Below are 26,619 nucleotides of genomic sequence, written 5' to 3' on the forward strand. Positions count from 1 at the left end.
GTATCTATTATTTTGCTGCAATAATGAAGTAAAAATGACTACAAGGTATAAGGTTGTTATAAATTTTCATATATATCAATTGTTTGGGTAATAAAAAAGGGCGGCGTAGTAAGTCTGATATCTTATTGTCTGTTATTAAATGTTAGACCGCACAGACTTCTGAACGCACAATGAATCGCTTGCCTTCGGGTATCTCAAGTGAAAAACTGGCACCACGTCCATTGACAACATCAATGGTCAGATCGGTATGTTGCCACAATTTGTATTGAGGTTTGCCCATGTAAAACGGACAGCCGCTGAGCTCACCGACCAGCACATCTTGTCCGCCCACTTTAAATTCGCCCAATGGATAACACATCGGTGAGCTGCCATCGCAGCAGCCTCCTGATAGATGAAACATCAATTCGCCATGCTTGGATTTTAATAGTTCGATTAGCTCTTTACAGGATTCTGTCGCCGTGACGTTCATAATAATTTCCTTATCATTTATGGATAGCTCATGCTTTACTAAAGCAAAAATGCAACCTACCTTGCGACAGATTGCATTGATTTATTTAGAAAACAACCAAAGACTGATTTAAAAGAAACCCATCGCTTTAGGACTGTACGAAACCAGCATGTTTTTGGTCTGCTGATAATGATCGAGCATCATTAGATGGTTTTCGCGACCAATACCTGACTGTTTGTAGCCACCAAACGCTGAATGCGCAGGATAAAGGTGATAGCAATTCGTCCAAACGCGACCGGCTTTGATGCCACGACCGAAACGATAAGCGCGCGTACCATTACGTGTCCAGACACCAGCACCTAGACCATATAAGGTATCATTGGCGAGTGCCATCGCTTCTTCATCATCTTTAAAAGTGGTGACAGCAAGCACAGGACCAAAGATTTCTTCTTGGAACACGCGCATATCATTGGTGCCTTCAAAGATGGTTGGCTGTACATAATAACCGTTTGCCATGTCGCCATCATGTTTGGCAATTTCACCGCCGACAAGGACTTTTGCGCCTTCTTTTTTACCGATATCGAGATAAGATAAGATTTTTTCTAGCTGATCTGAGCTGGCTTGCGCGCCAATCATGGTGTCGGTATCAAGCGGGTTGCCCATTTTGATGGCTTTTACGCGAGCGATACAGCGTTTCATAAATTCATCATAGATGCTTTCGTGTACGAGCGCGCGTGATGGGCAAGTACAAACTTCACCTTGGTTTAGCGCAAACATGACCAAACCTTCGACGGCTTTGTCTAAAAAGTCATCGTCTTCATCCATGATGTCGGCAAAGAAGATATTCGGACTTTTTCCGCCCAGCTCTAGAGTCACTGGAATGATATTTTCACTGGCGTATTGCATAATTAAGCGACCAGTGGTGGTCTCACCCGTAAAGGAAACTTTATCAATACGTGGGTTAGAAGCAATTGGTTTACCAGCTTCCACACCAAAGCCGTTAATGACGTTAAGAACACCTTTAGGAAGAATATCCGCCGCGCCTATTAAATCCAGCATATACAAAACAGAAGCAGGAGTTTGCTCGGCAGGCTTAAGAACGACACAGTTACCCGCTGCGAGAGCAGGAGCAATTTTCCAAATTGCCATTAGAATAGGGAAGTTCCAAGGAATGATTTGACCGACGACGCCAAGTGGCTCATGAAAATGATAGGCGACCGTATCTTCATCAATTTGGCTAATGCCGCCTTCTTGCGCGCGAATCACACCAGCGAAGTAACGCAAATGGTCAATGGCGATTGGAATATCTGCGGCTAGAGTTTCACGTACCGGTTTACCGTTTTCATAGCTCTCGGCGATAGCGATAGCCTCTAAATTGGCTTCGATACCGTCGGCAAGTTTAAGCAACATATTAGAGCGTTCAGTGACACTGGTTTTGCCCCATGCGTCTTTGGCGGCATGAGCCGCATCTAGCGCTGCTTCGACATCTGCTTCTTTTGAGCGTGCGATCTGGCAGAAGATTTTACCGTCGATTGGACTTGAGTTGTCAAAGTATTCGCCATCGATTGGCGCGACCCACTCACCATTGATAAAGTTATCATATTTTTCGCGGAATTGGACGGGACTGTTTTCAGTATTGGGATAAGCGTATAACATGAACGATTCCTTGTTGTGTAATATAGTTATGTAGCCTTACTTGACCATCCTGACCAAGCTACGACTCTATCGTACTGAGCTTTGGCTTCAAGCGATAATGACTTTTTATAATGATATGCTTTGTATCACATAACTTAAAGTTATGCGAGGTAGGACGGTTAAAGTGGTTCGCAAAATGGATGTAGCTGTTATAATTGAGGTCAAATACTTTTAGCTCGTCATGGTTATTAATTTAATCCTGTCAGCTTTCTTTCTTGTACTCTTGGTTGGTTTGGATATATGCGTCAATCTTCTGCTCTTAATATTTTAAAAACAGGTCAAAACGTCTTTTTGACGGGCTCAGCAGGTTCAGGTAAGACTTATACACTTAACCAATATATTGATTATCTACGCGCGCGTCGGGTACCGGTTGCTGTGACCGCGAGTACGGGCATTGCCGCCACTCATATGAATGGCACGACGATCCATAGTTGGTCGGGCATTGGTATTAAGGATGAACTGTCTGACCGCGACTTGACCAATTTATCACGTAAGCAGTTTTTGGCAGACCGATTAAAAGATACTGCGGTACTTATCATCGATGAGATATCGATGTTGCATGCCAAGCAGATTAATTTGGTCAGCCAAGTGCTTAAGCATGTACGCAAAAATGACAAAGCTTTCGGTGGTATCCAAGTCGTTGTTGCAGGAGACTTTTTTCAGTTACCACCGATTGGTAGTAAGGGTGAGAGTAATCGTGAGAAGTTTGCTTTTATGTCAGAAGCATGGCTTGATGCCAAGTTTCACATCTGCTACTTATCTGAGCAACATCGACAGGTCAGTGAAGCGGCGAATGGTGGGCTTGATTTGGACGATATTCTCAATCAAATCCGTCGCCAAGAAGTCACCTTTGAGGCGATTGCCGCCTTAGAAGCTACCTTTGATCAAAATGTTGATATCAAGCGCACGCGTCTTTATACACACAATCTCAACGTCAATAAAATCAATGACAAAGAGCTTGCTGATTTATCTGGCGAGATGATGCGCTTTGAAGCCACATCTGTTGGCGATAGTAAATTGGTTGAGACCCTAAAAAAGACGGTTCGTACTCAAGATGACTTGGTACTAAAAGTTGGCTCAAAGGTGATGTTTATCAAAAACAATACCGAGCTTGGCGTCTCTAACGGTACGATGGGTGAGCTGATTGGCTTTGCTGCTGTAAAAATTGATGATAGCAAGGACAATAGTGACGATTTAATTGAAGACGATGATATTGGTAGCGATAAAGACAGTGATATTGGTAACGATAAGCAGGCTGCCAAAAGCGCAAAAGAAAAAGCCAAAAAAGATAAAGCAAAAATTAAAAAGCCGACGACACAGAAAATGCCAGTGGTTAGGTTAAATACTGGGCGTGAGGTTATCGCTGAACCGGAAGAATGGATTATCGAGGACGAGACGGGCGATGTGCTCGCAAGCTATGAGCAAGTGCCATTATGTCTAGCTTGGGCGATTACCATTCATAAGTCGCAAGGTATGACGCTTGAAGCTGCTGAGATTGACCTGTCACGTACCTTTGAGCTTGGGCAAGGATACGTGGCGTTGTCACGGTTAAAATCGCTGGCAGGTCTGCAGTTGCTCGGTATGAATGAAATGAGCTTGCAGCTTGACCCACTGGCACGCGGTGCAGATAAGCGCTTTTTAGTGCTGTCTGATGAAGCGGATGCCAATTATGCAATGCTTGATGAAGAAAGTATGACACAGGCACATGAGAAGTTTATTTTAAAATCGGGCGGTACATTAAGCAAGTCAGTGATTGACGCCTATGCAAACCTAAAGACAAAGCGCCGTGAACAGCAGCAAGCGCAAATAGGAAAAAAACAGAAACTTGGCAATCAAGTGTCTGATAAGTCAGACAGTACCTTACTTGCCACACGAATACTTCTTGAAGAAAGTTTATCTATCGCGGAAATATCGCAAGCACGTCAGCTGTCACAGTCTACCATTATGCGCCATATTGCTGAGCTGAAATCTCAAGACCCTAGCCTCGCTTGTGATCATTTGCGTCCAGAAGATGAGGTTATGACGGCAGTGGGCAATGCCTATGTGGCGATTAAAGTTGCTAATAACCCAAATGATTTTAATGATGATGGTAGTATTAAGCTGCGTCCGATATTTGAGCATTTAAAACAAAGCGCTGATTACAATACCATTCGTTTGGCATTGATATTTATTACTCCGTAGTCATTCTTAAGTCATAAGTACATTTTTTAAAAGATAACTCTTTTGTCTGCAACTGTTTTATTCGCGACTGCCTATATAGTTAATTCACTTTTAAAAGGGTGCAGAGCTACTGGGGTTAATTATTCGCAGCCTCTGTCTGCGTAGGCACAGCAAGCAAGAAAAGTTAACCCCAGTAGTACCTTATAACATTTGTATTTCTTTTATTCGCGAACGACTATAGTCAGATGAAAATAAAAATGTTATGAAAATTTGAACGCGCTATTGGTATAAATTTTACTGGCGTGCTGCGTTCCCAGAGGCTGCGTAAAATTCATACCAATAGCGCTATAACACTTTTGTAGTAAACTCACTATATATTCTGCGTGGCGCTTTTTTGATCAGCCGATGGCATTCAATTTTAGCCTTCATTTTTTATTTCTATTACAGCGATAACTTGTTATGCCTGATTTTTCTAGTGCTACCTACCGTTTGACGTCTAATCCTGCTACAGCAGGGTTTCATACGACCAGTGACCAGACTCAGCCTTTGCGAGTGGCTATCAATGGTTTTGGTCGTATTGGTCGCAATGTATTGCGTGCGTTATTAGAGCGCTTTGAGGTGCTAGGACGTGCTATTCATGTGGTCGCGATTAATGATTTGGCACCTGCCGAAACCTTATTACATTTACTTAGGTTCGATAGCACACATGGGCGTTTGAGCCAGCTTGGCGTGACAGCGGATATCGTACAAGATGGCTTCACCGATCATCAGCAAAAGCCCTGTGCGACAGCAAAAAATGATATTCAGCTGTGCTTGACCAAAAATAATCTTACTTACTGCATTCGTTTATTATCAAGAGAAAACCCAGAAACACTGCCATGGAAAGAGTTGCAGGTCGATGTGGTGCTTGAGTGCACCGGACACTATCGCTCATATGAGCAGGCAAGCTTGCATATAGAGGCGGGTGCCAAACAAGTGATCATCGGTGCTGCACCCTTTGACCATGTCGACGCTTGTATCGTGATGGGCGTCAACAGTGATGCTTTGACGCGTGATCTGCCTATTATCTCTAGCGTCTCTTGTACCACTCAGGCGCTCGTACCGCTTATTGATACCCTTGATAAGGCATTTGGCGTTGGGTCGGCGATGATGACTGAGATTCATGCAGTGACGGCTGATCAAACTGTACTTGACCAAGCGCACCGTGACCTAAGGCGTGCGCGCGCCTCTGGTTATAATATCATTCCAACGACTTCAAGCAGTATCGCTGCTACGGAACGCGTGTTACCAAATATGGTGGGTAAGATAAATGGTCATTCAATAAGGGTGCCAACTATTGATGTTGCTGCGATTGATGTGACGTTTGTATTTGAGACGCCAAATGTCAGTATTGAAGCAATACGTGACGTTTTAAAATCAGCGAGTCAGGCGCATTTAGCGACGATCATGGACTATACGGAGGAGCCGCTGGTCTCAAGTGACTTTATCCATCAGACTGAATCATTGATTATAGATGGGCAACAACTGATGCAAGTCGGCAATCAATACAAGGTTTTTGCTTGGTACGACAATGAATGGGGCTATGCCAATCGCATGCTTGATATGTGCTTGCATCTTGCTTCAAACAAGCTTTAGACTTATGATTATAAGCCGTTTAAAAAATAATTTAATTTTTTTGACATAACTGCTTGCATTCTCATTTCAGATCGCTATAATGATGCACAAATGGAGACGTGGCAGAGCGGTTGAATGCACCGGTCTTGAAAACCGACAAGGGTTAATAGCCCTTCGAGAGTTCGAATCTCTCCGTCTCCGCCAAATTCGAAAATCCCCAATCAGTAATGATTGGGGATTTTTTTATGTGTAACAAATGAGTGTTATCTGACCTTTACTGTCTACAGAATGCATCTATGCTACAAATGTTACTGTTACAAATATCATAGAGGACGAGGAGCGAATCGTTAGTGTATATATCAATAATTGAGTATAATCTAAGTGTTGTTTAATACTATTAATATTACTTTGTAGTTAAATAACCTGAGGATACGCCAATGAATAAAATAGCGCTGTATTTATTCGCAGTTACTGCCCTTACAGGTTGCGGCGGTGATGACTCTAACTCTACTACTAACCCAAACCCGAATCCAAATCCTGACCCTACACTGACTGTTAAATTAACTCCTGGTATATATACAGGTACAACAGATGAAGGAGAGTATCTAGAAGGCTTAGTTGACGATGATAATAGGTTATGGTTTATCTACTCAGAAAATGAAGATTTCTTAGGTTTTATGAGAAGTAACGACTCAGTAGCGTTTAATAATAGTAAGTTTACAGCCTTAGTGAAAAACTATTCTTTTGATAGGGAAATTGGAAAGAATAGTCGTGATGCTACAGTTACTGGTAATAGTCAACCATCAAAAGCCTTCACTGGAACGTTTTCAGAGCAAAATGAAAAAACGATAAATTACAATGTAGGCTATGACGAGGCTTTATCAGCTAGAAAACAAACCTTAGCTATGATTAACGGTGAAACGTACAATGGAGATTCATACATAACTGATGTTTTAGGATCAGGGATGTCAACAATTACATTTGACTCTAATGGTAATTTCACTGGAAATGATGACGAAGGCTGTAGTATGACAGGTAAATTTACACCATCTATTTCAGGCCGATACTTTGTAAGTAGCGTAACTTTTGGTGCATCTCCTTGTTATGATGCAGGACAGACTCATACAGGAGTTGCATTAGTAGATGAAGATAATGAGTTAATATATCTTGGTACTGATAGTACGAAAAAGAAAGGCAGTGTTTTTATTAGCTAATATCACGAAACAATGAATGTTAATTCTATGTATTTCATAAAAAATCCCCAATTAGCAATGATTGGGGATTTTTTTATGTTGCTGTTTCATATTGCTATCGAGTTTAAAACCTTTGTTTTATTTGGCTAGTAATTCGTCAAATTCGATTTCCTGCCCATCCGCTAATATCATTTTACCCTCAGTGATTTCAATGCTCACTCCTGTGTTATTTTTAATAGCACGCATAACATTGATGTCTTCGATACTGCTCTCAATGATTATCTTGCCAGATTGTTCTGGAGCGATAGGTGGCTCAAACTGGGTTAATGGCACATTGAAGCGTTTACTTTTGGTCAAACGTTTCTCTTTCATCGTGAGAGTACCTTGAAAACTTTCGATAGCTACTTTGCCATGATTTGACAGCATAAACTGTAGCTTGACTTGGTTTAAGCTGTCACTATCGCTGGTTTTGACTGGTAATAGGGCAACAGGATAGTTGAGGTGATTGGCAGTTTCGAGCTTTTGACTGGTTACAATGGGACTTTTCTTACCCGTTGGGTTGTTTGGATGTAGGCGCTCATATTCGCGCTGTTGGATCAAAGCTTGTTTAATAGTAATACGCGGCATCGCACCTGATTCATAGGCGCTACTAAGCTTCATACGTAGCATATAACGACTTAGCAGCTTTCTATCTGCTTCAGGTAGACGCTCAAAGGTATCGCCCAGTGTCTTTTGCCACTGATCAGAGTTGGTCGGTATGGTTTGCTGGCTAGGATCTACTTGCGGCTGCGAGCAACCGTACAGGGCAGGAAACAGCCCCAAGCTCACAGTCAATAACACAACTTTGTTTAAACGTTTGTATAAACCCATTATCTGATACCTCCATATGAGCTGTGGTAGTTGTTATCTTAATGCATTGTATCTTACCGTTGTGTATGTTTATTTATCGCTAAATAAAGGTGAGTACAGTATTATCAATCGCAAAAAAAGACCAAGCACCGTTAGGGTAACTTAGTCTTTATTAAGGCTTCGAATATGAGCTACTCAAGCGGTTAAACACTCAAATGCTACTGCTATTTATTTTCTTGCAGATCAGACAATGAATGGGTGATATTGTTATTGTGAGTCACCACAATCGCCTCATCAATAATACGCTGGCTCACGCCTTTTTTGCGTAATGTCTCAATAAAAACTTCATCATGGGCAAGCGTATAGTCTTGATGGTCACGATCAAGACCTTGACGGATATATAGGCGAATCAAGCCTTGAATACGCTTAAATCCAAGCTCTGATGCGGTCGCCGTTAAAAGCTCAATCATCTCTTCAGAGAGGCGAATACTGATAGGGCGCATGATTTTTTGCGGATGATCAGAAAACTTATTTTTTATACGTGCAGGTATCATAATAAACCATTACTATTAGTGAGTAGGAATAAAGCACTCAGGCAAAACTGACTTAGTCATATCTACCCTTACCATACAACAAAAGTCCCCAAAAGAACACCGAAGCTGCATTAATAGCCATATTAATAAAGCACTAATAAATACAAGCCAAAAAAAACCTCCATCAAATAAGTGATGAAGGTCTTTTCGTATATGGCTCTCCAACCTGGGCTCGAACCAGGGACACACGGATTAACAGTCCGTTGCTCTACCAACTGAGCTATTGGAGAATAATTGGTAATAACATCAAGTTTTACAAAGGCTTTAATACGCCCAATTGCTTGTCTTGTTTGCGTTATGTGGGGCACATTTTAGCCAAGTAGTCATGAGCTGTCAACCTTATTATGAGATTAATTATAAATCTAATCATAATTGTCTAAATATCGACCATAACACCATTATTTTATCTACTTTAATAACATATTGATGACTCAATAATAGAACAGCCATTATCTATTTGAGCAAACTATTAAAGCAAAAAAATATCTTTACCGTATAATTGATATAGATAAATATCGCGCATCAAGATAAAGGACAAAAGCAGTGACCACCTTAAAATATATTGCTCATTATTCTGAGGATATCCAAAATCAAGCTGCCATGTTGATTAGTAGTGGCAAGTTGGGCGATTATTTGGATAAAAACTATCCCGAGAGACACCAAATCCAAAACGACAAAGCGTTATATCACTATATTAATGACATAAAAAATCAGTATATGCGCAAAAGCAATTCATTGTCTCAAGTGACTTATAACAGTAAGCTCACCGTACTCAAACATGCGCTGGGTATTCATACTTATCAGTCTCGCGTACAAGGCAGTAAGCTTAAAGCGCATAATAGCATTACGGTCGCAAGCTTATTCAGAGAGGCACCGCCTGAGTTTTTGCGGATGATTGTTGTTCATGAGTTGGCGCACTTTAAGGAGCAGGAGCATAACAAAGCGTTCTATCAGCTTTGCTGTCATATGGAGCCTGATTATCATCAGTTGGAGCTGGATACGCGTTTGTGGTTGCAATGGCGCGAATGCTAATCTATCGTGGTTGGCATAATAAGGTGGATGAATAGGATAAGCTATGGTGTCGTCAGCGCAACAAAGGACTTTAGGCCATAAGCAAACATGGCTCCTTCCTCTGCTTTGTCTGCTCGCTGGCGGCGCTTTAATCGGTATTTCTACCAATTTGGCAAAATATGCAGGCGAAATTGGTCTGACGCCACTGGCATTTCTGTTTTGGTCTATTACAGGTGCCGCAGTTATTTTGTTTATTTATGCACTGTGGCGTCGTGAGCTACCGCCTTTAAACAAACCTATCCTCAGCTATTATTTTGTTGCAGCATTGGTCAGTGTTGCAGGTTCCAATTTAATATTCTTCTCAGCGATTCCACACGTTGGCGCAAGTTTTGTCGCCTTGATTATCTCCTTGCCACCGCTGCTTACTTATCTTGCCGCCATCGTGTTGCGTATCGAGCCATTTACTAAGCTTCGTGCACTTGGCGTAGTTTCTGCTCTTGCGGGAGCAGGCGTATTGGCAGTACGTAAGTTTTCTGCGCCAGATGCCAGTGTATTTTGGATCGTCTTGACGCTTTGTGGTCCTGTTTTGCTTGCCATTGGTAATATTTATCGGACGCTATATTGGCCAGCCAATCTCTCTGCTAGTGCGCTTGCGCCTGGTATGCTGATTGCTGCATCAGGATTGCTAGCTCTGGTCAGTATCGTTCCTCATTACTCTTTAGCGGTTCCGATGACAGCGCTTTTACCGCTTGGTGTAATTGTGCTACAAGCATTTGTATTTGCTGCGCAGTTTTTACTGTTGTTTTTACTGCAAAAAACAGGCGGTCCTGTGCTGCTGAGCTTATTAGGGGCAGTAGGGGCGGTAGTCGGTGTACCAATTGCTATTTTTTTACAAAATGAAAGTCCACCGGAAGGGCTAATCTTAGGTGCTTCATTAATCGGACTTGGGGTGATGTTGGTCAGCTATGGTGGCGTAAAGATGATGAGAGCAGAGAAAGGGTCAGTAAGTGAATGATATGCCAACCTGCCAGCATTGTTATCTGAATGTCATGTTTTGTTAAAGTCACTATGTTAAATGCCTGACTGTCTTGATTGAGTATAAGTGTTATTTGGTATAATGCAAAAAATACATGAGATTGCATTATGAACGCCTTTACATCCGATTCTATCCCTACCTTCAAACGTCATTCTTATAAACTCTTGCAAAGTACAGTGTGGTTAGTTGCTGCATCCGCCTTATTCGCCTGTAGCCAACCTGACAGTAGCGCGTCCAATGCAAGCTCCTTACAAAATGACAATGGCGCAGCAGTCACCGCAAATGTTGCTGAATCAAACGCTCAAACGGAATCGGCAATAACAACGCCAGCCAGCAATTCAGATTTCTTAAAAAACGTCTCAGCAACGGTCTACAAAGATGCCAATTGCGGCTGCTGTAAAGACTGGATAAGTCATACAGAAGATAATGGTCTGAACGCCACTGCGCACGATGTTACGGATTTGGCAGTATTTAAAGAGCGCTACGGCGTACCAACTGAGATGCGCTCTTGCCATACTGCTGTCACAACCGACGGTTATGTCTTTGAAGGTCATGTACCAGCCAAATATGTGGCGCAGTTTTTAGAAAACCCACCAATACAAGCACTAGGTCTTGCCGTACCTGGTATGCCAGTTGGTAGTCCAGGTATGGAGTATCAAAATAAATTTGCGCCTTATCAGATTATGCAGCTTAATAAAGACGGTACTACTGAGGTCTATGCTGATATTGTCTCAACCGAGCAACAGCTATAAGCTAGCGCTTTTTTACTTTGTAATACCTAAATTAAATCGTTATTAGCCAAGGCGGTACCATGAATAATAAATTAAGCACCTTTGCTCTCGCTACTAGTGTCCTATTGGCAGTAAGTGCCTGTCAACCAGCCAATGATAAGGTTGACGTGACTGCCCCAGAGGATGCTGCATCGCAAGAAACCGTACAAGAAAATACTGCTGCAGCGGACCCGCATGCAGTTCATGACATGAGTGCAGGCGCTATGGTAGCAGACGGAACACCAATGACGGCTATGCTCAAAGAATACACTGACTCAATGACCAAAATGAATGAAGATATGATTGGTATGGATTATAACGATCCAGACGCGGCATTTGCTCAAGGCATGCTTGCTCATCATATTGGCGCGGTAGATATGGCAGAGATTGAACTAAAATACGGCACCGATGCAGAGATGCGTAAGCTTGCACAAGAAATCATCGACGCCCAGCAGTCTGAGATTGAGCAGATGAAAACATGGCTTGCCAACAATCCTGATGCCAAAATGCCAACAGCGGATACTAAAGCCATGCAGCAAGCTTATGCTAAGGGTATGGATGCGATGCATGGTGACATGATGAAAGGTATTGCTGACCCAGTACCAGATATGGCATTTGCTCGTGGCATGTTACTTCATCATACTGGGGCAGTCGATATGGCAGAAACGCAGCTTAAATATGGTAAAAATCCTGAGATGCGTAAGCTGGCGCAAGAAATAATCGATGCACAACAGCCTGAAATTGAGCAGATGCAAAGCTGGATTGCAGCAAATAAAAGTTAAATTTAACACCTAAACTTTAATACTTAAACCTTACTATAATGAAATGTAGACCCTTTATTTACTAAGTATTTTGCAATTTGAAGTATAAAAAAGCAGCCTCTAAAGGCTGCTTTTTCGATGTCAGTAGCTCAAAAGGCTATGGTAAGAATAACTACTTTTCACCACACTCACAGCATTTCGAACAGCGATCACATTTATCACAAGTTGATGCCGCGCTACAGCCGCACTTTGGGCAGGTACAGCCAGTATTATAGTGGATGGTCGGTATCAATGAGTGTACGTTATCTTTAGAAGTCATTTTCATAACAAATCCTCTTCCTTGATCGTTTATTCAGTCTGGCAATAATCGCTACCGCAATCAGTGGTTTTATTGTTAATACATTATAATAAATAGTGCTCGTTAACATAGGTGCTCTGCTGATAAAACGGTAGAGACAATGTTGTTAAAGTAACCACTAGATAAGTAACTATGACGAATATTGTAGTGGCTGATGTTAGAACACATAACTGGTTACGATTATCTAAAACCACGCTTAGTATATGACAGAAAAAAGGAGTATAAGTATTCTGGTTATTCCTTTTCTGGACCTAAGCTATGTATGTGGGCATACCGTATCGGTTATTAAATAAATTTATCGTTGTAATAAGCCTTATTGGTGTCGGTGTTGCCTTAATTGACAGTGGTTTTACATTGTCCGCATGGTTACAACAAGTGTTTCACCTGTTTTATATGAGTATTATTTTACTCAGTTTTGTCACTACGCTAAGACGTTATATACGTCCAAAAACACGCCTGACGGTCAATAAAGTAGCTGTCTTTGATTTGCTGACCAGCATTGCCATTTTAATCTTGCTCGTCCTACATTTTACTGAGTTGTTTCAATCGGGATTGTCTACGCCCGCTGATGGTTTTATTGCCATCAAGATTGCCGTACTAGTCACTTTCATCCGTGAAATATCAGATAATAATTTTAGTCTTAACCGAGCCTTTTTAAACCCCGGTCAATTTTTTATCTTAAGTTTTTTATCAGTGATACTGGTCGGATCATTATTGCTGATGATGCCAAATGCTACAAATCAACCCATCTCCTTTATAGATGCCTTATTTACCGCGACCAGCGCCGTCTGTGTGACGGGGCTCATCGTCGTCGACACCGCAACCCATTTCACTACCTTTGGGCAAGTGATTATCCTAGGTCTTATCCAAATTGGTGGTCTTGGCATCCTAACTTTCGTGACTTATTTTAGCTACTTCTTTAAGGGTGGTATCAGTTACGAGACCCAGCTTAGTATCAGTGAGATGACATATTCGCCACGTATGGGCGACATGGTGACAACCTTAAAGTCTATTTTATATGTCACCTTTGGTATTGAGGCACTGGCAGCAATACTGATTTATATAAGTGTTTATGATTTGGCAGGCATGAGCATATTTGAGCGTTTATTCTTCTCTATATTTCATGCCGTTTCGGCATTCTGTAATGCTGGATTCTCTACTTTTAGTGCGGGGTTATACGATGAATCACTGCGCTTCAATTATCCTTTACAGCTGATTATCAGTATTACTTTTTTATTTGGCGGTATGGGCTTTTTGATTGTCGTTAACTTGCTCCGTTATCTGCGTCACCGTATGCAAAGAGCACTGTGTCGTGATGGACAGCGCTATGCCTACCAGCCGTGGCTGTTGAGTATCAATAGTCGGATCACTTTAATCACCTCTGGCGCTTTGCTGTTAGTAGGGCTGATTGGGGTGATGATGTTTGAATATCATGGTGTGTTGGCTGAGCACAGCAGCTGGTATGGCAAGCTGGTAGCGGGTCTTTTTACTGCTGCGACACCGCGAACCGCAGGCTTTAACAATATCGACATGAATGCCTTGGCTTTTCCAACCATCATGCTGACCATTTTTTTGATGTGGATTGGGGCATCTCCAAACTCTACTGGTGGTGGTATTAAAACCAGCACCTTTGCCATTGCTTTCCTAAATACCTTGAGTTTGGCGCGTGGACAGACCAAAGTCGAAGTATTCAAACGCGAAATTGCAGATAACTCAATTCGCCGTGCATTTTCTGTTATGTGGCTGTCCTTGTTGGTCATTGGGCTGGGCGTGACTTTGATCAGTTATGATCAGCCTGAGCTTGATTTGATTAAAGTGATATTTGAGTGTTTTTCAGCCTATAGCACGGTGGGATTAAGCTTAAATCTGACCACGGAGCTGTCTACTTTTAGCAAGCTTGTGGTGTCATTCATTATGTTCGTTGGGCGTGTCAGTATGCTGACGATTTTTATTGCTTTACTCAAAAATAGACATGAGCGTAACTACCGTTATCCAACGGAAGAGATTACTATTAACTAACCCGTCCCATCACTACCACTATAGTATAGAGGTGAGTGACAAGGAGTATTATGAAATTCATTATCGCAGGTTTGGGCAGTTTTGGGTCTTCGCTTGGTATGGCGCTGACCAGCCAAGGTCATGAGGTCATTGCTATCGATAGCAGTATGCAAAAGGTTGAAACCTATAAAGAAGTGATTACTCATACCATCTGTATGGATGCGACCGATGAATATACGGTCAATGGTCTACCGATTAAAGACACCGATATTGTCGTGGTAGCCATTGGTGAAGACCAAGGTGCCAATGTCATGGCGACAGCGCTATTTAAAACGCTAAAAGCACGGCGTTTGATCAGTCGTAGTATCAATCCACTACACGAAAAAGTCCTACAAGCGATTGGGGTTGATGATATTTTTCATCCTGAGAAAGAGGCGGCAATGCGCTGGGCAAAACGGCTGTCCTTGCGTTATTTTGTAGACTCGTTCGAGTTAAGTGACAACTTTAGTATTGTCGAGATTAGTATTCCTACTGATTTGATTGGTAGAACCATCGGCGAGCTACAGCTTGAACACCGATTTAGTATCAAATTGCTCAGCACCATGCGTTATGAGCACTATGAAGACAGCTTCGGTCGTATGCAAACCAAACCAAATATACAAGGCTTGGCAGCACCTGAACAAGTACTACAAGATAATGATGTGCTGGTCATTTATGGTGCTAATGAACATATTAATAAGTTTTTACGTAGTGTTGGGGTTAAAGCCCGTTAAATAAGGAAAGAGGTCATGAGAAAATATCGAGTATCTATGCTATGTCTGACTGCCCTGATATTGTTTTCAGGCTGTGATCAGTCTATACAAGATCCAAATGTGATGTTTTCAGAGAAGCATAAGGACCCAATTCAAGAGCTGGAAAAAACGTCAAAAGAAACGGATCACAGCCAGTTTGGCTACAAACAAACGTTTTATGTGCCCATATATTCAGACATTTATACTGATAGAGACAATCGCAAAGTATTGCTTTCTGCAACACTCAGCGTGCGTAATACCACGTTAAAAAAATCATTGTATATTAATAAAATTGATTATTACGATACTGATGGTGCCTTAGTAAAGTCCTACTTAAGAGCTCCTATTGAGCTGCCAGCGATGGCAACTCTAAATTATATTGTCGAAAAAGAAGAGGATAAAGGGGGTTCTGGTGCCAACTTTATCATTGAAGTAGAGGGGGTGGACGACACCGTTACGCCTGTAATTGAAGCGGTCATGATTGGCAATTTTAGCAATAAAGGCTTTGCTTTTAGCACGGAGGGTACGCCTGTTGTGCATTGATAAATGTATGCCTCAGTGTGAATAATCATCAAGAGTTTCATATCTATTAAGATTTGAGTGTCGAGAATCTACTGATGAACGTATTAGGTCTAAGCAAAGGTAGATCGGTTTTGTGAAAAGACTTATCTTCACTCTTGCTGTTTTCTTTTATAAGGTTATTAATAATACACGGTCACAGTTACTGTATCAGAATATTTGTCAGGCTTAACATCAGTGCTCGGTACGGTAACGTGTACCGTATGGGCTTGCATTGCGCCATTTCCTTCGCCGATAACACCATTCTTTAAATCTCCATAAGTGGTACCGTTGTTACCCCAAACTTTGCCGCTTGCATCAGATTGCAGCTGATAAGGTAAGGTAGACTTGCTATTGCTGCCTATCATAACGCCCTGACCATTTTTATCCTGATTCGAAGGTTCTAAGCCAATCTTATAAGAAGTAGCATTGGTGCAGGTGACATTGATAAGGTTGGTTGCCGAGCCTTTCGTGGGTACAGTTGATGCCGAAACGCGTCCAAGATCCAATACTCCTGCCGCAGTAACTGTGCAGTGAGCGGCGACAGATGCTTGACTGGTATATGTAAATGCATCCGTTTCAGTAATGGTTAGGCAGTCATTAGGTGCGCTACTGCCATCCACTGAGTTCACAGTCATATATATCTGATTATTAAGTGTGTAATCTCCTGAAACCAGCTGCGTCTGCCCAGCGAGTGTTTGCGCATATACTGTAATATTGCCTTTGATAAGTGTGCTACTCCCATCACTACTAAGTGTCAGTTGTAGCGGATTGGCTTTACTAATAGGCGCACCATGGCTTGAACTTGAAAATAAATCAAAAGCCAATGTTGTATTGTTCGGTCCAAGTAGCTTGTGGTCATCGGTGTTCAAAGGACCAAAGGTATAGCAAATTCTAGCAGTTGACGCGCGTCCCTCACTGCCTCTGCATTCATAGTTAATGGTCGCTGAGGTTGAGGTTGTACTTGAGAAGGGATTGACAGTGCCGAAATTTAAATCATTGATAGTGCTACCCACTTGGGTACAGGCGATGGGTCCAGAACCGATATCAGCATTTACGGTTATAGGGTTGGCTAAGAACAAACCCACCATTAGCGTAATAAACAGATGATAGCTTTGAAGTCGTAACATTATTGTGCCTTTTTACAGGTAAAAGGACCGAGGAGCGGAATCTCATCGCCTTGCTTGGTGTACTCAAAGCGCACCGTACAAATGCCATCAGCAGGGGTAGTGATCTCAAGGGTATTGCGGGCACCCAATGTATCCAAATATACCTCGCCATCAAAACCCACTACGGTGGTTGGTTTATCATCGTTGGACAGTAAGGTAACTTGACTGCCAAGGGCAATCGGTTGCTCATCGCTATCGATTAAGACAATGGTTGCTGAGCGCACAGGGGTAATATCAAAAGCGATCATAACTCCGGCACGGTCGGTTGGGGTTGCGTCCAGACTGACTTTATTAATACGTAAGTCAGCAGGCAACTGCATGGGGTCGATAGCAATCTTATTCTCTTGATAGGCATTGAGAGGTGTCACTAACAGCAGTCCGCGGCGGTTGGTCGTGCCAATAGGATTGTTTTGCAATAGGACGGGCACACCAGCGATTCCGCCGGTAGATACCACTGCAAATCCGCTATTAATTTGGCGCGCAGGAAACATGCCGCCGCCCATCATCACAAGTGACCCTGTGCCACTGGCGTAAGTGGCATAGCTGTCATCATTACTACTGATACCAGCCTGAACCCGTCCGTAGCGTCCAAGATAGCTTAGCTCAGCCAACGCGCCTGTACTGTCTTTAGCATTACTATTTAAGCTGTCGTCTGATTGGCTAGCCGCGCTGTGGCGTACCTGCGCGCGCCAATCAATGCCACCTGCGCTTGGCGCTGATTTTGAGATATCTGCTGTGATGATGTCTTGCGCTGCGGTGTGTTGCAAGCTACTTCGCATTGACATATTGCGATCTAGTGATAGCGATGCGCCTATCGACAGGCTACTTTTTGCTGATTGGTCAAAGTCATGGTTATAATTGAGGTTCATACTTACTCGTCTGCCAAAGGATTTGGACCAAGAGACACGGGCAAATCGTGTGTCCTCTTTCTCAGCTTGGGCAACCTGATGGTAACTTAGCCCAAAATTACCGAACGTAGGTACGCTATAACCCGTAGATATTTGCTCACTTCGATGTACAGGGGCATTGCCATATTGGGAGCCTACATCGCGATATACACCAGAAGTTCCCAGTGCATTAAAACCAATGTTAAAGCGGCGATTGTTCCATGAATAATTGGTGCTGTACTGCATGCCGCTTTGTCCCTCACTATGGCTTGCGGCTAGCGAGGCAAACAAAATACCACCAGCGCCCCCCAATAGCCAAGTCCCACCAACCCCTGCATTGGAGAGACCGTACGTCACTTCGGCATGGGTTTCAGCGGTAAAACGGTTGGACACCCCATGGCGCCAAGTAGCACTGGCGGCAAGCGCATCCCCATAATCAAAAGATTCTTTCCCATAATTTTCACGCACTGCGCCAAGCTCAACTGACCAATCAGACAGTCCGGGTTGGAGCAATCGATGGGTATCATATAACGAAAAAGTTAGGGTTTTGCTTTGACCTAAGGCATCGGTGACTACCAGCTGCGCCGTTCCTGCACCACTGATGTTGGGCGCGGTGTCCAGCTCAAAGGGACCGGCGGGCACCTCACCGCTATAGTGCTTAAGACCATCAACAAACAGCTCTACCTTTGAGGGTAGGGTTGCTGAGCCAAAAAACGATGGCAACGGTGTGGTCGAGCGATAAGGCTGCAGATTAAAGTTGGTGCCGATTTGTAGACCGCCCAAACGTGTCGACCGCGTCCATGATAATGCACCGGTCAGAATATCACCTGCCCGAACCGTTAGCAGCTTATCAGGGAAGGACTGACTCCAGCTGGTATCAAGGCGCACGGTTTGACCCTTCCACTGACTGTGACGACTGTCATTAGCAGCCGTATTTGCAGTCGTTAAGGCGGTAGAGCTGACCACGCCAAGCGCATTAAAGGCGCGCAGCTCCGTATATGCGCTCAGACTTTTAGTGCTATTCTGAGTTTGACTGCCATACAGGTTGTAGTTTAATAACAGACCGGGCGAGGCGCTCGCTTTTGGGCGCTTATTGGTACGCGTACTATGGGTAGTCGTATCTAGCTTAAGCATACTTAGGGGTGCGATAAGGGTCAATGTTTGCTGGCGTGCATCGTAGTCAATATTCAGCTCAGGCAGCCTGTCAAGGGCGATAGGGTCACGGCTTGCCTGTAGCGATGGAGGCAACACAAAGCTCAGCTGTTGCAAGATAGCTGCTGTTGCCCACAGGCGCTCATCACGATAGTCGAAGTGTACTAGACCTTTACTGGCACCATTAAGCATGACGTCCAGATATAAATCCAGCCCTGCATCGTCATCATCACTATAACGGTCCAAATCAAGCTGAGCCAAATCTGCATCTATATTAGACTGAGCATTAGTATCTATTTGAGCCTGATTTGTAAGCTCCTTAGCTTTTGCAACACGCAAAAAAGCAGCGCTGGTATCAACGCTGCTCGTAGAGATATCTTTATTCAGTACCGCAGCATGGCTAATAGAGACTGCCACACTTTGTAAAAAAACGACGTTAGCGAGTGTTTGTGTCCAGCGTGACGTCAGGTGTCGTCTGTATACCATTTAGCATAACCTTGAATTTACCCCCTGAAGTTAAAGCAGAAGGCGGTATTTTCAGTGTCCAGTTCATAGTCGCACCGGGTAACACATAGCCAAGCAAACCTTGATGAATATCCGTACTCGTGCCTGCCACATTAGTAAAGCTTAAGCCAGCCAGTTGCGCATGACCATTGCCAGTATTCCTAACACGAAGCGCGACCACTTTACCATCCGGTTGCAGATGAGTACTCCACTGTAACTGCGGACTGGTCTTAACCACGCCAACCGGCTGAACAAAGACCGGTAGCGAGTAGCTCATCGCAAACTGTAGCCCACTGGTGTTTTCAGGCAACTTAACCGGCACCTCATTGACCAACAGTCGGTACGCGTCCTCAACCGCCCCTGTGCCTTGCGGCGGCGCTTTGGCGCGGATGATACGTACCAGCTGCCGCTCGCCGGGCTGTAGCTCAACCATCGGCGGACTGGCAATCAGTCCGCGCGATGAGGTAAGCGTATCACCTGAGTCATCCTGCGCCCAATGATACACGCGCACCTGTGCCTGCACCACATTATTACCAGCATTGCTGAGCGTCAGACCGTTCGCCGTCTCGCGCGCCTGTAAACTTAACGAGATGGGTGATACCTGCAAACCCGCTGCCACTGTCAAGCTAGAAGACAGTAGCAAAGTAGAAATAAGGCCAGGTTTTAGCATATGACGTAACCAAGGAATTAACATAAAAATTATAAAGTTAATGCAATATTAATAGTATCAATATAGTTACCAGGAGTAACGTCGGTGGCTGCATCGGCTATATTAATTGTTATACCATGAGTTGAAGGGACACGCACACCCTCACCTGTTGCAGACAAGGCGTTTCCGCTAACACCCAGAGTACTACCCCAAACAGCCTTAGTTGTCGTTTGCTTTAACTGATATGGAATACCAATCCCTTGCCCTGCTGCTCCCCCCACTTTTAAAAGGCCACTGCCATTAACATCAGCATTTCCTGGTGTTAATGCAATCTCATATGCAGTCCCTTTACTACAAGTCACTCCAATAGAACTAGTTCCTTCTCTCGCGGCGCCATCGTTAACAGTAGTAAGTGCAATGGCAGTAGCTGCTGTACTAATCTGACAGTAAGTATCAACTGTTAGTGTCGTATTAAAGCTACCAGTGGTCTCAGCATTCGCAGACATAACAGCAACACTACCAACGGCAAATACAGCCGCGGTCATAACCGATTTTTTAAATAACATGGTAAATCTCCAAAGAATTAGGTTTTTTTAGCAATTTCAATAATATAAAATTTGGGACTTAGCTGAAGACTAAAATTCACCTTACTAAGATCAGATATCTCAGTAATTTGGAACCTATCGGCACAGCGCAATTACCTGATAATAACAATATATATACACTTTCTATATAAAATGAAACTATATGCAGATATTTGTATATACATTGTAACACAATATGTGTGCAACTGTACACTCAAATAATGCTTAAAACTTACATTTAGTGCGTGATGGTTAGTTAGTTAAACTTGGGTCATAGAAGGCAGTCATAAAGCTTGATATTTTTTTAATATCCAACTCTAAGTCGCTGATGTACAGTGGAAATTGGATGCTTGGGGCGTTAGAGATGTTATATATTGCTTGCAGTAAGGATGAGTGAAATATGCCCGTTTTTTTAACAGGGTTTATGCTTTGGGATAGATATTCTTTAACGAATAGAATGTAGTGTTATCTAAAAATTAAAGTTTAGATTTTATAATGATTGAGAGGTTGTTAAAAAGGTCGGCTAGCCTCAGTTAGCCGACCTTTTCGATAGTGCTAGACAGATTAACGACCGCTTTGAGATACCGCTAAATCACTAGCGTAAGCAAATAAAGCGGGCGCGCCGCCAGTATGCCAAAACAACACACGGTCCGTTTTTTTGATTTTACCGGTACGAATCATATCGAGTAATCCGCCCATCGCACGCCCTGTATAAACAGGATCTAATAATATCCCTTCCACTTGCGCGGTCATGGCAATGGCTTCATTTTCTAGTGCACCAATCACTCCATAACCGTCTCCCACATAATCAGAATTAAGCACTAAATCTGACTCTGAAAAGGTGTAATCTGCCCCAATCAATGCAGCCGTGCTATTGGCGAGGGAGATAATATACTGATCAAACGGCACTTTATCGGTTTCACCTTTATCAATATTGATACCTACTATCTGATAGGGTGAATCAAAGATTTTATTACCCAGCATCAAGCCCGCTTGTGTCCCACCGGAGCTGGAGGCAAAAACGATATGCGTGAATGAGATATCCCTCTCTTGACGTTGTAATTCAAGCTCTTTAAACGCTTCAACAAAGGCAAAAGCACCAAGCTCGCTTGAGCCGCCATAAGGGACAATATAGGGTTTCTTACCTTGTTTTTTGAGCTGCTCTACAATCTCAGGAATGTCTTCCCCTTTACGGTTGCTGCCAGCCCAGTGGATATGGCAGCCAAAAATCTTATCCAGTAAAAGATTGCCTTGCAACTGTTCTGGTCCTTGTCCACCCAAAACCAGATGGCATTCAAGTCCCAAACTGGCTGCGGCAGCTGCGGTCTGGCGACAATGGTTTGACTGCGCGGCACCTGCTGTCACGATTGTATCCGCACCTTGAGCAAGGGCGTCCCCAATGATAAATTCAAGCTTTCTGGTTTTATTACCGCCCAATGCCAGTCCCGTATTGTCATCGCGTTTCATATAAATTTTAGGACCATTGAATGCTTTGCTTAATCTGGTCAGCTCAATCAACGGCGTTGGGAAAAACCCTAAAGGTTGCCGATTCATACTCGGCAGGCTTGATATAGATTTATTTTGCATCATTCATCCTCTTTGAGATAAGGTAAGTTACAGATACTTTTGAATAATATCCGACCATAATAACAATTTGAGTCATACGGACTTCTTATAATTATAAGCTATCAATGCGAATGACTCAGTCTTGGCGAGCTACTGCTATTTACTTTTATATTGGTATAAAACCTACTTCGGAAAATTTTGGGGTATTTCAGTGATTCAACCTAAAAAAATGGTGGTCATACATAGAGTATAACCACCACCGGAGAAGTATTTCGAGAACAGAGTAACTAAAATTTAAATAGCAGGCTTAAATTTTCTACGGTAGATACTACGTATGACAGGCATGAATATCATCAAAATAGCCAACAACCATAGCACTACTGTGATAGGGCTGCTCCATAAGATACTAAGCTCGCCTTGAGAGATAGACAGGGCACGTCTTAAGTTAGACTCCATCAGCTCACCCAATACATAGCCCAAAATAAGCGCTGATAAGGGGAAGTTTAGTTTACGTAAGAAGTAGCCAAATACACCAAGTGCCACCATAAATACCAAGTCAAAGGTCGTGCTATGGATAGAATATACGCCAACGAAACTGACCGCAGCAATGGCTGGTATCAAGATATAGTTCGGCACGTCAAGCAGTTTGGCGAACAAACCCACCAAAGGGATGTTCATGATTAGCAAAATCACGTTACAGATAAATAGTGAGGCAATCAGACCCCATACGATATCTGGCTGCTCAGTAAATAACTGCGGACCCGGTGTGATGTTATATAACGTCAACGCACCCATCATGACTGCTGTCGTACCAGAACCCGGCACACCTAGCGTCAACATTGGCACAAATGAGCCACAAGCTGAGGCATTATTTGCTGCTTCTGGTGAGGCAACACCGCGAAGATCCCCGTCACCAAAAGTACCGGTATCACCAGCGATTTTACGTTCACTGGCATAGGTCATTGCACTGGCAATCGTTGCGCCTGCACCTGGTAAGATACCAACGACAAAGCCCATTAGACCACTACGTAGCATGGCTCCAAAAGCAAAAGTAAACTCTTTAAAGTTTAAGAGACTCCGTTTACCTTGTTCAATAACCTTGTGTCCAGTCGTGGTTTTTTCGAGCAAGATTAGAATTTCACTCACACTAAAGAAACCAATAACAATGGTAGTAAATTGAATACCATCAGATAGGTTGACGCATTGCGAAGAATCTAGAAGGCGATCCTATCGAATATAGAGAATCCTATGGGCTGGCAGAGAAGTTCAGCTATGAAATCAATATTATTTAGGCGTTTATTAAACCTATATCGATAATTAAGTGACCGTTTGAGATAAACAGATTAAAAAACAGTACCTTTAGGAAATACTAAAAGTACTGTCTTTTTTGCCTATATTTTTCTGTGTTATCAATTACCCTGTATTGCGTAGACCTGCTGCCAAGGCATTAATACTACGGATTAATGGGTCTTCAACGTCGAGGTCACCATGATTGGTATCGCTTGTAGCGTCTTTTTGTCTGGCACGCTTTAATAGCTCAATTTGGATATAGTTGGTTGGATCTAAATACGCATTACGCCATTCAAGGGAAGCGGCAAGATTCTGCTGATGCTCCAATAACGACTCTTGGTTAAGCAAAGAGTTTAAACCTGAATGGGTCAGCTCGTGCTCATCCGTCACCGCTGTCATAATCTGTTCACGTAATATCTCATCGTCACATAATTGGCTATAAGCATGAGCAATACTCATATCAGACTTGGTAAACGCCATTTCAATATTGCTAATAAACACGTTAAAAAATGGCCAGCAGTCAATCATTTCTTTCATCAGTGCTTCATCATCGATGACGCTATGCAACGCACTGCCGACACCATACCAAGCGGGCAGTGTAAAGCGCGCTAATGACCAACCAAATACCCAAGGAATTGCGCGCAAGGTTGTTTTGCTTGGTAGACCTTTATTACGATGGGCGGGACGTGAGCCAATATTTAATAAGGAGATTTCTGCTACTGGCGTCGCTTGGGAGTAGAACTGATAAAACCCTTCGGTATGATCAGTTAGCTTGCGATAACGCTGCTCACCTGCATCTGCTAAACGCGCAAAGAGCGCTTCATAATGTGGCAGTTCAGGCGGTTGCACCACGAATCTTGAGGAGCAAGCTTTAAGCGTGCCAGTGATGCCCATGGTTAGCTCAAATACAGCGGTATCGGTGTTGGCATATTTGGCATAAAGGACTTCGCCTTGTTCGGTCACTTTGATTTGCCCATGCAGTGTACCTGCAGGTTGCGCGGCAATAGCTTTATGCGTCGAGCCGCCACCACGACTTACTGAGCCACCACGACCATGAAATAGGCGGGTTTTGATGCCATATTCTTCTGCGATACGGTTAATGGTCTGCTGCGCGCTATAAAGCTGCCATGCAGAAGTAATGATGCCTCCGTCTTTTGAAGAGTCCGAATAGCCCAGCATGATTTCTTGGGTATTATCTGAGTGTCGTAGCAACCCTCGATATAATGGATTGTCTAAAACTTCAGGTAGAATTTTATCGATGTTTTTAAGATCTTCTATCGTCTCAAATAAGGGGGCTACTGGCAAGTCGGCAGACAGTCGCGCTTCGTCATCCACTCTACATAAGCCTGCAAAGCGCATGAGTAGCAATACTTCTAATAATTGACTGGCGTTATTGGTCATTGAGATAACATAACTGCCAAAAGTATCTTGCCCAACCAGTTTGCGTAAAGTCGCTACTGAGTGCATCAAGGCCAATTGTTCACGGGTTTTATCCGTTAAATTATCGGTATAAATAAGCGGTGTGCCTGGTTTCTTAAGCAAGCGCGTCAACCACTCTTGGCGCTCGGTTTCATTGAGGCTTTGGTAGTCAGGCAAGTTAGAAGCATTGGCAAAAATATCAGCTATCACTTCGCTATGATAAGACGACTCTTGGCGAATATCGAGCGCTGCCAAATGGAAGCCACAGGTTTTGACCAAACGTATTATATCGAGTAATAAGCCTTCGCCATGTGCTGTGTCATGAGTATTCACACTTTGACGGATGATGCGTAAGTCTTCTAATAGTTCTTGTGGATTGGCGTAGGCATCTTTTTTAGCCTCAGTATCATTCCCTTTGCTTTGGATTAAAAGGTTGGTGGCTTTGACTTTATTTAGGATTAAGGAGAGGAATCTGCGATAAGGTTCATTGCCGTAATCATCAAGATTGTAATCAAAGACTCGTCTGTCGAGCTCACTATAACTTTCAATTTTTGCATATACTTCAGGTTCGATAGTAACAATCGTATCACTATGAATAAGCTGACGACGTAGTTTCTTAAGCAACACTTGATAGTGACGCAGCACGGTATCTGCATGCATCAATACGGCCATTTCTGTGGTGTCATGAGTGACAAAGGGATTGCCATCTCTATCGCCACCAATCCAAGAGCCAAAGCTTATGAAAGCAGGTAGAGGGTAGTCTGTTAGCTCAGGATAAATATCAATAATAGCGTTTTTAATATTACGGTAAACCTTAGGAATGGCGTTGAATAAACTGGCATTGAAATAATGCAGGCCATTATTTATTTCGTCATAGACTAAAGGCTTACGCGTCCGCACTTCATCAGACGACCATAGCAGATCAATCGATTGCGCCGTTTTTTCTCTGGCTTGCTCGTAGGCAAAACTGTTTTGTGCAACGTTATTTAAGGCATCGCTATGCGTAAATAAACCTTGTAATAAGTTCATCGTTGTACGTCGACGCGCTTCAGTAGGATGCGCGGTAAATACAGGCATGAATTTTAGTTGCTCAATGAGCTCTTGCATCTGTGCTGGCTCAATATTGCGCTCACGACACTCTAGTAAAGTACGGCGAAACGATCCTTCCCAGCTCTGCTCTGATTGCATACGTAATGCATGGCGCTCTTCACGTAGATAATTCTCTTCACTTAGATTGGCTAAGAAAAAATAGATAGAGAAGCTGCGGATGACATTTTTTAAGGATTGATTGTCCAAAGAGGCAATAAAATCGATGAGCTTCTGCTTATGAGCTTCATGAGGCTCACGGCGCTGTTGAATAAAACCTTTGCGCAGCGTTTCAATCGTATGCAGCGTTTGTTCGCCCGTCTGGCGAGAAATTGCATCCCCTAGGAAGGAACCTAATAAACTAATGCGTTCACGTAATATGTCATTATCTATTATCATCCTTGACCTTCTCCTTAAATTAATTAAAAAATAGTGAAGCAGTAAATCTGTAATTTTGTATAAAGAAAAATACTGCTTA

Annotated in this window: 21 protein-coding genes, 2 tRNA genes and 2 pseudogenes; 13 read left to right on the top strand and 12 right to left on the bottom strand. The window is 43.0% G+C overall.

Annotated features, from left to right (window positions below):
- Positions 1-142: 142 nt before the first annotated feature.
- A complete protein-coding gene (locus H0262_RS04410) occupies positions 143-469 on the bottom strand; it encodes a DUF779 domain-containing protein (protein WP_020444032.1) in 327 nt (108 codons plus the stop codon).
- 108 nt (positions 470-577) lie between these two features.
- Positions 578-2,104: an aldehyde dehydrogenase family protein gene (locus tag H0262_RS04415; RefSeq protein ID WP_181209823.1), complete on the bottom strand. Its 1,527-nt coding sequence runs from the start codon at positions 2,102-2,104 to the stop codon at positions 578-580.
- Positions 2,105-2,383: 279 nt separating this feature from the next.
- On the opposite strand from H0262_RS04415, the gene H0262_RS04420 reads away from it, so the two are divergent.
- The 4 genes from H0262_RS04420 to H0262_RS04435 all read left to right on the top strand — a co-directional run bounded on the left by H0262_RS04420 (position 2,384) and on the right by H0262_RS04435 (position 7,131).
- On the top strand, positions 2,384-4,324 hold the full coding sequence (locus H0262_RS04420) for an AAA family ATPase (RefSeq protein ID WP_181209824.1): 1,941 nt from the start codon (positions 2,384-2,386) through the stop codon (positions 4,322-4,324).
- A gap of 438 nt (positions 4,325-4,762) precedes the next feature.
- A complete protein-coding gene (locus tag H0262_RS04425; RefSeq protein WP_259275397.1) occupies positions 4,763-5,938 on the top strand; it encodes a type I glyceraldehyde-3-phosphate dehydrogenase in 1,176 nt (391 codons plus the stop codon).
- Between the two features lie 92 nt (positions 5,939-6,030).
- Positions 6,031-6,121, top strand: a tRNA-Ser gene (locus H0262_RS04430).
- A 233-nt stretch (positions 6,122-6,354) separates the two neighbouring features.
- Positions 6,355-7,131 carry a hypothetical protein gene (locus H0262_RS04435; RefSeq protein ID WP_181209825.1) on the top strand — a complete coding sequence of 259 codons (777 nt, stop codon included), beginning with the start codon at positions 6,355-6,357 and terminating at the stop codon, positions 7,129-7,131.
- A gap of 117 nt (positions 7,132-7,248) precedes the next feature.
- Here H0262_RS04435 and H0262_RS04440 read toward each other — a convergent pair whose 3' ends face one another.
- From H0262_RS04440 to H0262_RS04450, 3 genes are all read right to left on the bottom strand, one after another.
- Entirely contained in the window at positions 7,249-7,980 is a 732-nt protein-coding gene (locus H0262_RS04440) for a hypothetical protein (protein ID WP_020443981.1), read from the bottom strand.
- 203 nt (positions 7,981-8,183) lie between these two features.
- Positions 8,184-8,513: a hypothetical protein gene (locus tag H0262_RS04445; RefSeq protein WP_011514160.1), complete on the bottom strand. Its 330-nt coding sequence runs from the start codon at positions 8,511-8,513 to the stop codon at positions 8,184-8,186.
- Positions 8,514-8,706: 193 nt separating this feature from the next.
- Positions 8,707-8,782 (bottom strand) — tRNA-Asn (locus tag H0262_RS04450).
- 313 nt (positions 8,783-9,095) lie between these two features.
- On the opposite strand from H0262_RS04450, the gene H0262_RS04455 reads away from it, so the two are divergent.
- From H0262_RS04455 to H0262_RS04490, 8 genes are all read left to right on the top strand, one after another.
- Complete coding sequence (locus H0262_RS04455) at positions 9,096-9,584, top strand: M48 family metallopeptidase (protein ID WP_181209826.1); 489 nt, start codon at positions 9,096-9,098, stop codon at positions 9,582-9,584.
- A gap of 43 nt (positions 9,585-9,627) precedes the next feature.
- Positions 9,628-10,578: a DMT family transporter gene (locus H0262_RS04460; protein ID WP_181209827.1), complete on the top strand. Its 951-nt coding sequence runs from the start codon at positions 9,628-9,630 to the stop codon at positions 10,576-10,578.
- 128 nt (positions 10,579-10,706) lie between these two features.
- Positions 10,707-11,351: a DUF411 domain-containing protein gene (locus H0262_RS04465; protein WP_181209828.1), complete on the top strand. Its 645-nt coding sequence runs from the start codon at positions 10,707-10,709 to the stop codon at positions 11,349-11,351.
- A gap of 59 nt (positions 11,352-11,410) precedes the next feature.
- On the top strand, positions 11,411-12,151 hold the full coding sequence (locus H0262_RS04470; protein ID WP_181209829.1) for a DUF305 domain-containing protein: 741 nt from the start codon (positions 11,411-11,413) through the stop codon (positions 12,149-12,151).
- A 77-nt stretch (positions 12,152-12,228) separates the two neighbouring features.
- Positions 12,229-12,405, top strand: a complete 177-nt coding sequence (locus H0262_RS04475; RefSeq protein WP_181209830.1) for a hypothetical protein — start codon at positions 12,229-12,231, stop codon at positions 12,403-12,405.
- 341 nt (positions 12,406-12,746) lie between these two features.
- Complete coding sequence (locus H0262_RS04480) at positions 12,747-14,507, top strand: TrkH family potassium uptake protein (RefSeq protein ID WP_181209831.1); 1,761 nt, start codon at positions 12,747-12,749, stop codon at positions 14,505-14,507.
- A gap of 50 nt (positions 14,508-14,557) precedes the next feature.
- On the top strand, positions 14,558-15,259 hold the full coding sequence (locus H0262_RS04485) for a TrkA family potassium uptake protein (protein WP_011514154.1): 702 nt from the start codon (positions 14,558-14,560) through the stop codon (positions 15,257-15,259).
- A gap of 15 nt (positions 15,260-15,274) precedes the next feature.
- Positions 15,275-15,820 (top strand): DUF3124 domain-containing protein, encoded by a 546-nt coding sequence (locus H0262_RS04490; protein ID WP_011514153.1) that lies wholly within the window; start codon positions 15,275-15,277, stop codon positions 15,818-15,820.
- Between the two features lie 158 nt (positions 15,821-15,978).
- On the opposite strand, the gene H0262_RS04495 is transcribed toward H0262_RS04490, so the two are convergent.
- The 6 genes and pseudogenes from H0262_RS04495 to H0262_RS04520 all read right to left on the bottom strand — a co-directional run.
- Positions 15,979-16,965, bottom strand: coding sequence for a spore coat U domain-containing protein (locus H0262_RS04495; RefSeq protein ID WP_181209832.1), 987 nt, complete (start codon positions 16,963-16,965; stop codon positions 15,979-15,981).
- Complete coding sequence (locus H0262_RS04500; RefSeq protein WP_181209833.1) at positions 16,965-19,529, bottom strand: fimbria/pilus outer membrane usher protein; 2,565 nt, start codon at positions 19,527-19,529, stop codon at positions 16,965-16,967. The genes H0262_RS04495 and H0262_RS04500 overlap by 1 nt, the downstream gene beginning before the upstream one ends.
- The gene (locus H0262_RS04505) at positions 19,480-20,217 is read right to left on the bottom strand and encodes a molecular chaperone (RefSeq protein ID WP_181209834.1); all 738 of its coding nucleotides are present in this window, start codon (positions 20,215-20,217) and stop codon (positions 19,480-19,482) included. The genes H0262_RS04500 and H0262_RS04505 overlap by 50 nt, the downstream gene beginning before the upstream one ends.
- A gap of 29 nt (positions 20,218-20,246) precedes the next feature.
- Positions 20,247-20,762, bottom strand: a complete 516-nt coding sequence (locus tag H0262_RS04510) for a spore coat protein U domain-containing protein (RefSeq protein ID WP_181209835.1) — start codon at positions 20,760-20,762, stop codon at positions 20,247-20,249.
- 582 nt (positions 20,763-21,344) lie between these two features.
- Entirely contained in the window at positions 21,345-22,370 is a 1,026-nt protein-coding gene (locus H0262_RS04515; RefSeq protein WP_259275398.1) for a D-cysteine desulfhydrase family protein, read from the bottom strand.
- A 270-nt stretch (positions 22,371-22,640) separates the two neighbouring features.
- A pseudogene (locus H0262_RS04520) lies at positions 22,641-23,546 on the bottom strand (tripartite tricarboxylate transporter permease); the annotation flags it as partial.
- On the opposite strand from H0262_RS04520, the pseudogene H0262_RS04525 reads away from it, so the two are divergent.
- Positions 23,546-23,638, top strand: a pseudogene (locus H0262_RS04525) (GntR family transcriptional regulator); the annotation flags it as partial. The pseudogenes H0262_RS04520 and H0262_RS04525 sit on opposite strands and share 1 nt — an antisense overlap.
- A 121-nt stretch (positions 23,639-23,759) precedes the next feature.
- On the opposite strand, the gene ppc reads toward H0262_RS04525, so the two are convergent.
- Positions 23,760-26,540 carry a phosphoenolpyruvate carboxylase gene (ppc, locus tag H0262_RS04530; RefSeq protein ID WP_181209836.1) on the bottom strand — a complete coding sequence of 927 codons (2,781 nt, stop codon included), beginning with the start codon at positions 26,538-26,540 and terminating at the stop codon, positions 23,760-23,762.
- Between the last annotated feature and the right edge of the window lie 79 nt (positions 26,541-26,619).

The organism is Psychrobacter sp. D2, assembly GCF_013608135.1.
GTDB lineage: Bacteria > Pseudomonadota > Gammaproteobacteria > Pseudomonadales > Moraxellaceae > Psychrobacter > Psychrobacter cryohalolentis.

Coding starts and splice junctions, on each gene's coding strand:
- ppc (WP_181209836.1), bottom strand. CDS start 26,540: ATGATAATAGATAATGACATATTACGTGAACGCATTAGTTTATTAGGT.
- H0262_RS04435 (WP_181209825.1), top strand. CDS start 6,355: ATGAATAAAATAGCGCTGTATTTATTCGCAGTTACTGCCCTTACAGGT.
- H0262_RS04420 (WP_181209824.1), top strand. CDS start 2,384: ATGCGTCAATCTTCTGCTCTTAATATTTTAAAAACAGGTCAAAACGTC.
- H0262_RS04510 (WP_181209835.1), bottom strand. CDS start 20,762: ATGTTATTTAAAAAATCGGTTATGACCGCGGCTGTATTTGCCGTTGGT.
- H0262_RS04505 (WP_181209834.1), bottom strand. CDS start 20,217: ATGCTAAAACCTGGCCTTATTTCTACTTTGCTACTGTCTTCTAGCTTG.
- H0262_RS04515 (WP_259275398.1), bottom strand. CDS start 22,370: ATGATGCAAAATAAATCTATATCAAGCCTGCCGAGTATGAATCGGCAA.
- H0262_RS04415 (WP_181209823.1), bottom strand. CDS start 2,104: ATGTTATACGCTTATCCCAATACTGAAAACAGTCCCGTCCAATTCCGC.
- H0262_RS04480 (WP_181209831.1), top strand. CDS start 12,747: ATGTATGTGGGCATACCGTATCGGTTATTAAATAAATTTATCGTTGTA.
- H0262_RS04470 (WP_181209829.1), top strand. CDS start 11,411: ATGAATAATAAATTAAGCACCTTTGCTCTCGCTACTAGTGTCCTATTG.
- H0262_RS04495 (WP_181209832.1), bottom strand. CDS start 16,965: ATGTTACGACTTCAAAGCTATCATCTGTTTATTACGCTAATGGTGGGT.
- H0262_RS04410 (WP_020444032.1), bottom strand. CDS start 469: ATGAACGTCACGGCGACAGAATCCTGTAAAGAGCTAATCGAACTATTA.
- H0262_RS04460 (WP_181209827.1), top strand. CDS start 9,628: ATGGTGTCGTCAGCGCAACAAAGGACTTTAGGCCATAAGCAAACATGG.
- H0262_RS04500 (WP_181209833.1), bottom strand. CDS start 19,529: ATGGTATACAGACGACACCTGACGTCACGCTGGACACAAACACTCGCT.
- H0262_RS04465 (WP_181209828.1), top strand. CDS start 10,707: ATGAACGCCTTTACATCCGATTCTATCCCTACCTTCAAACGTCATTCT.
- H0262_RS04425 (WP_259275397.1), top strand. CDS start 4,763: ATGCCTGATTTTTCTAGTGCTACCTACCGTTTGACGTCTAATCCTGCT.
- H0262_RS04485 (WP_011514154.1), top strand. CDS start 14,558: ATGAAATTCATTATCGCAGGTTTGGGCAGTTTTGGGTCTTCGCTTGGT.
- H0262_RS04445 (WP_011514160.1), bottom strand. CDS start 8,513: ATGATACCTGCACGTATAAAAAATAAGTTTTCTGATCATCCGCAAAAA.
- H0262_RS04440 (WP_020443981.1), bottom strand. CDS start 7,980: ATGGGTTTATACAAACGTTTAAACAAAGTTGTGTTATTGACTGTGAGC.
- H0262_RS04490 (WP_011514153.1), top strand. CDS start 15,275: ATGAGAAAATATCGAGTATCTATGCTATGTCTGACTGCCCTGATATTG.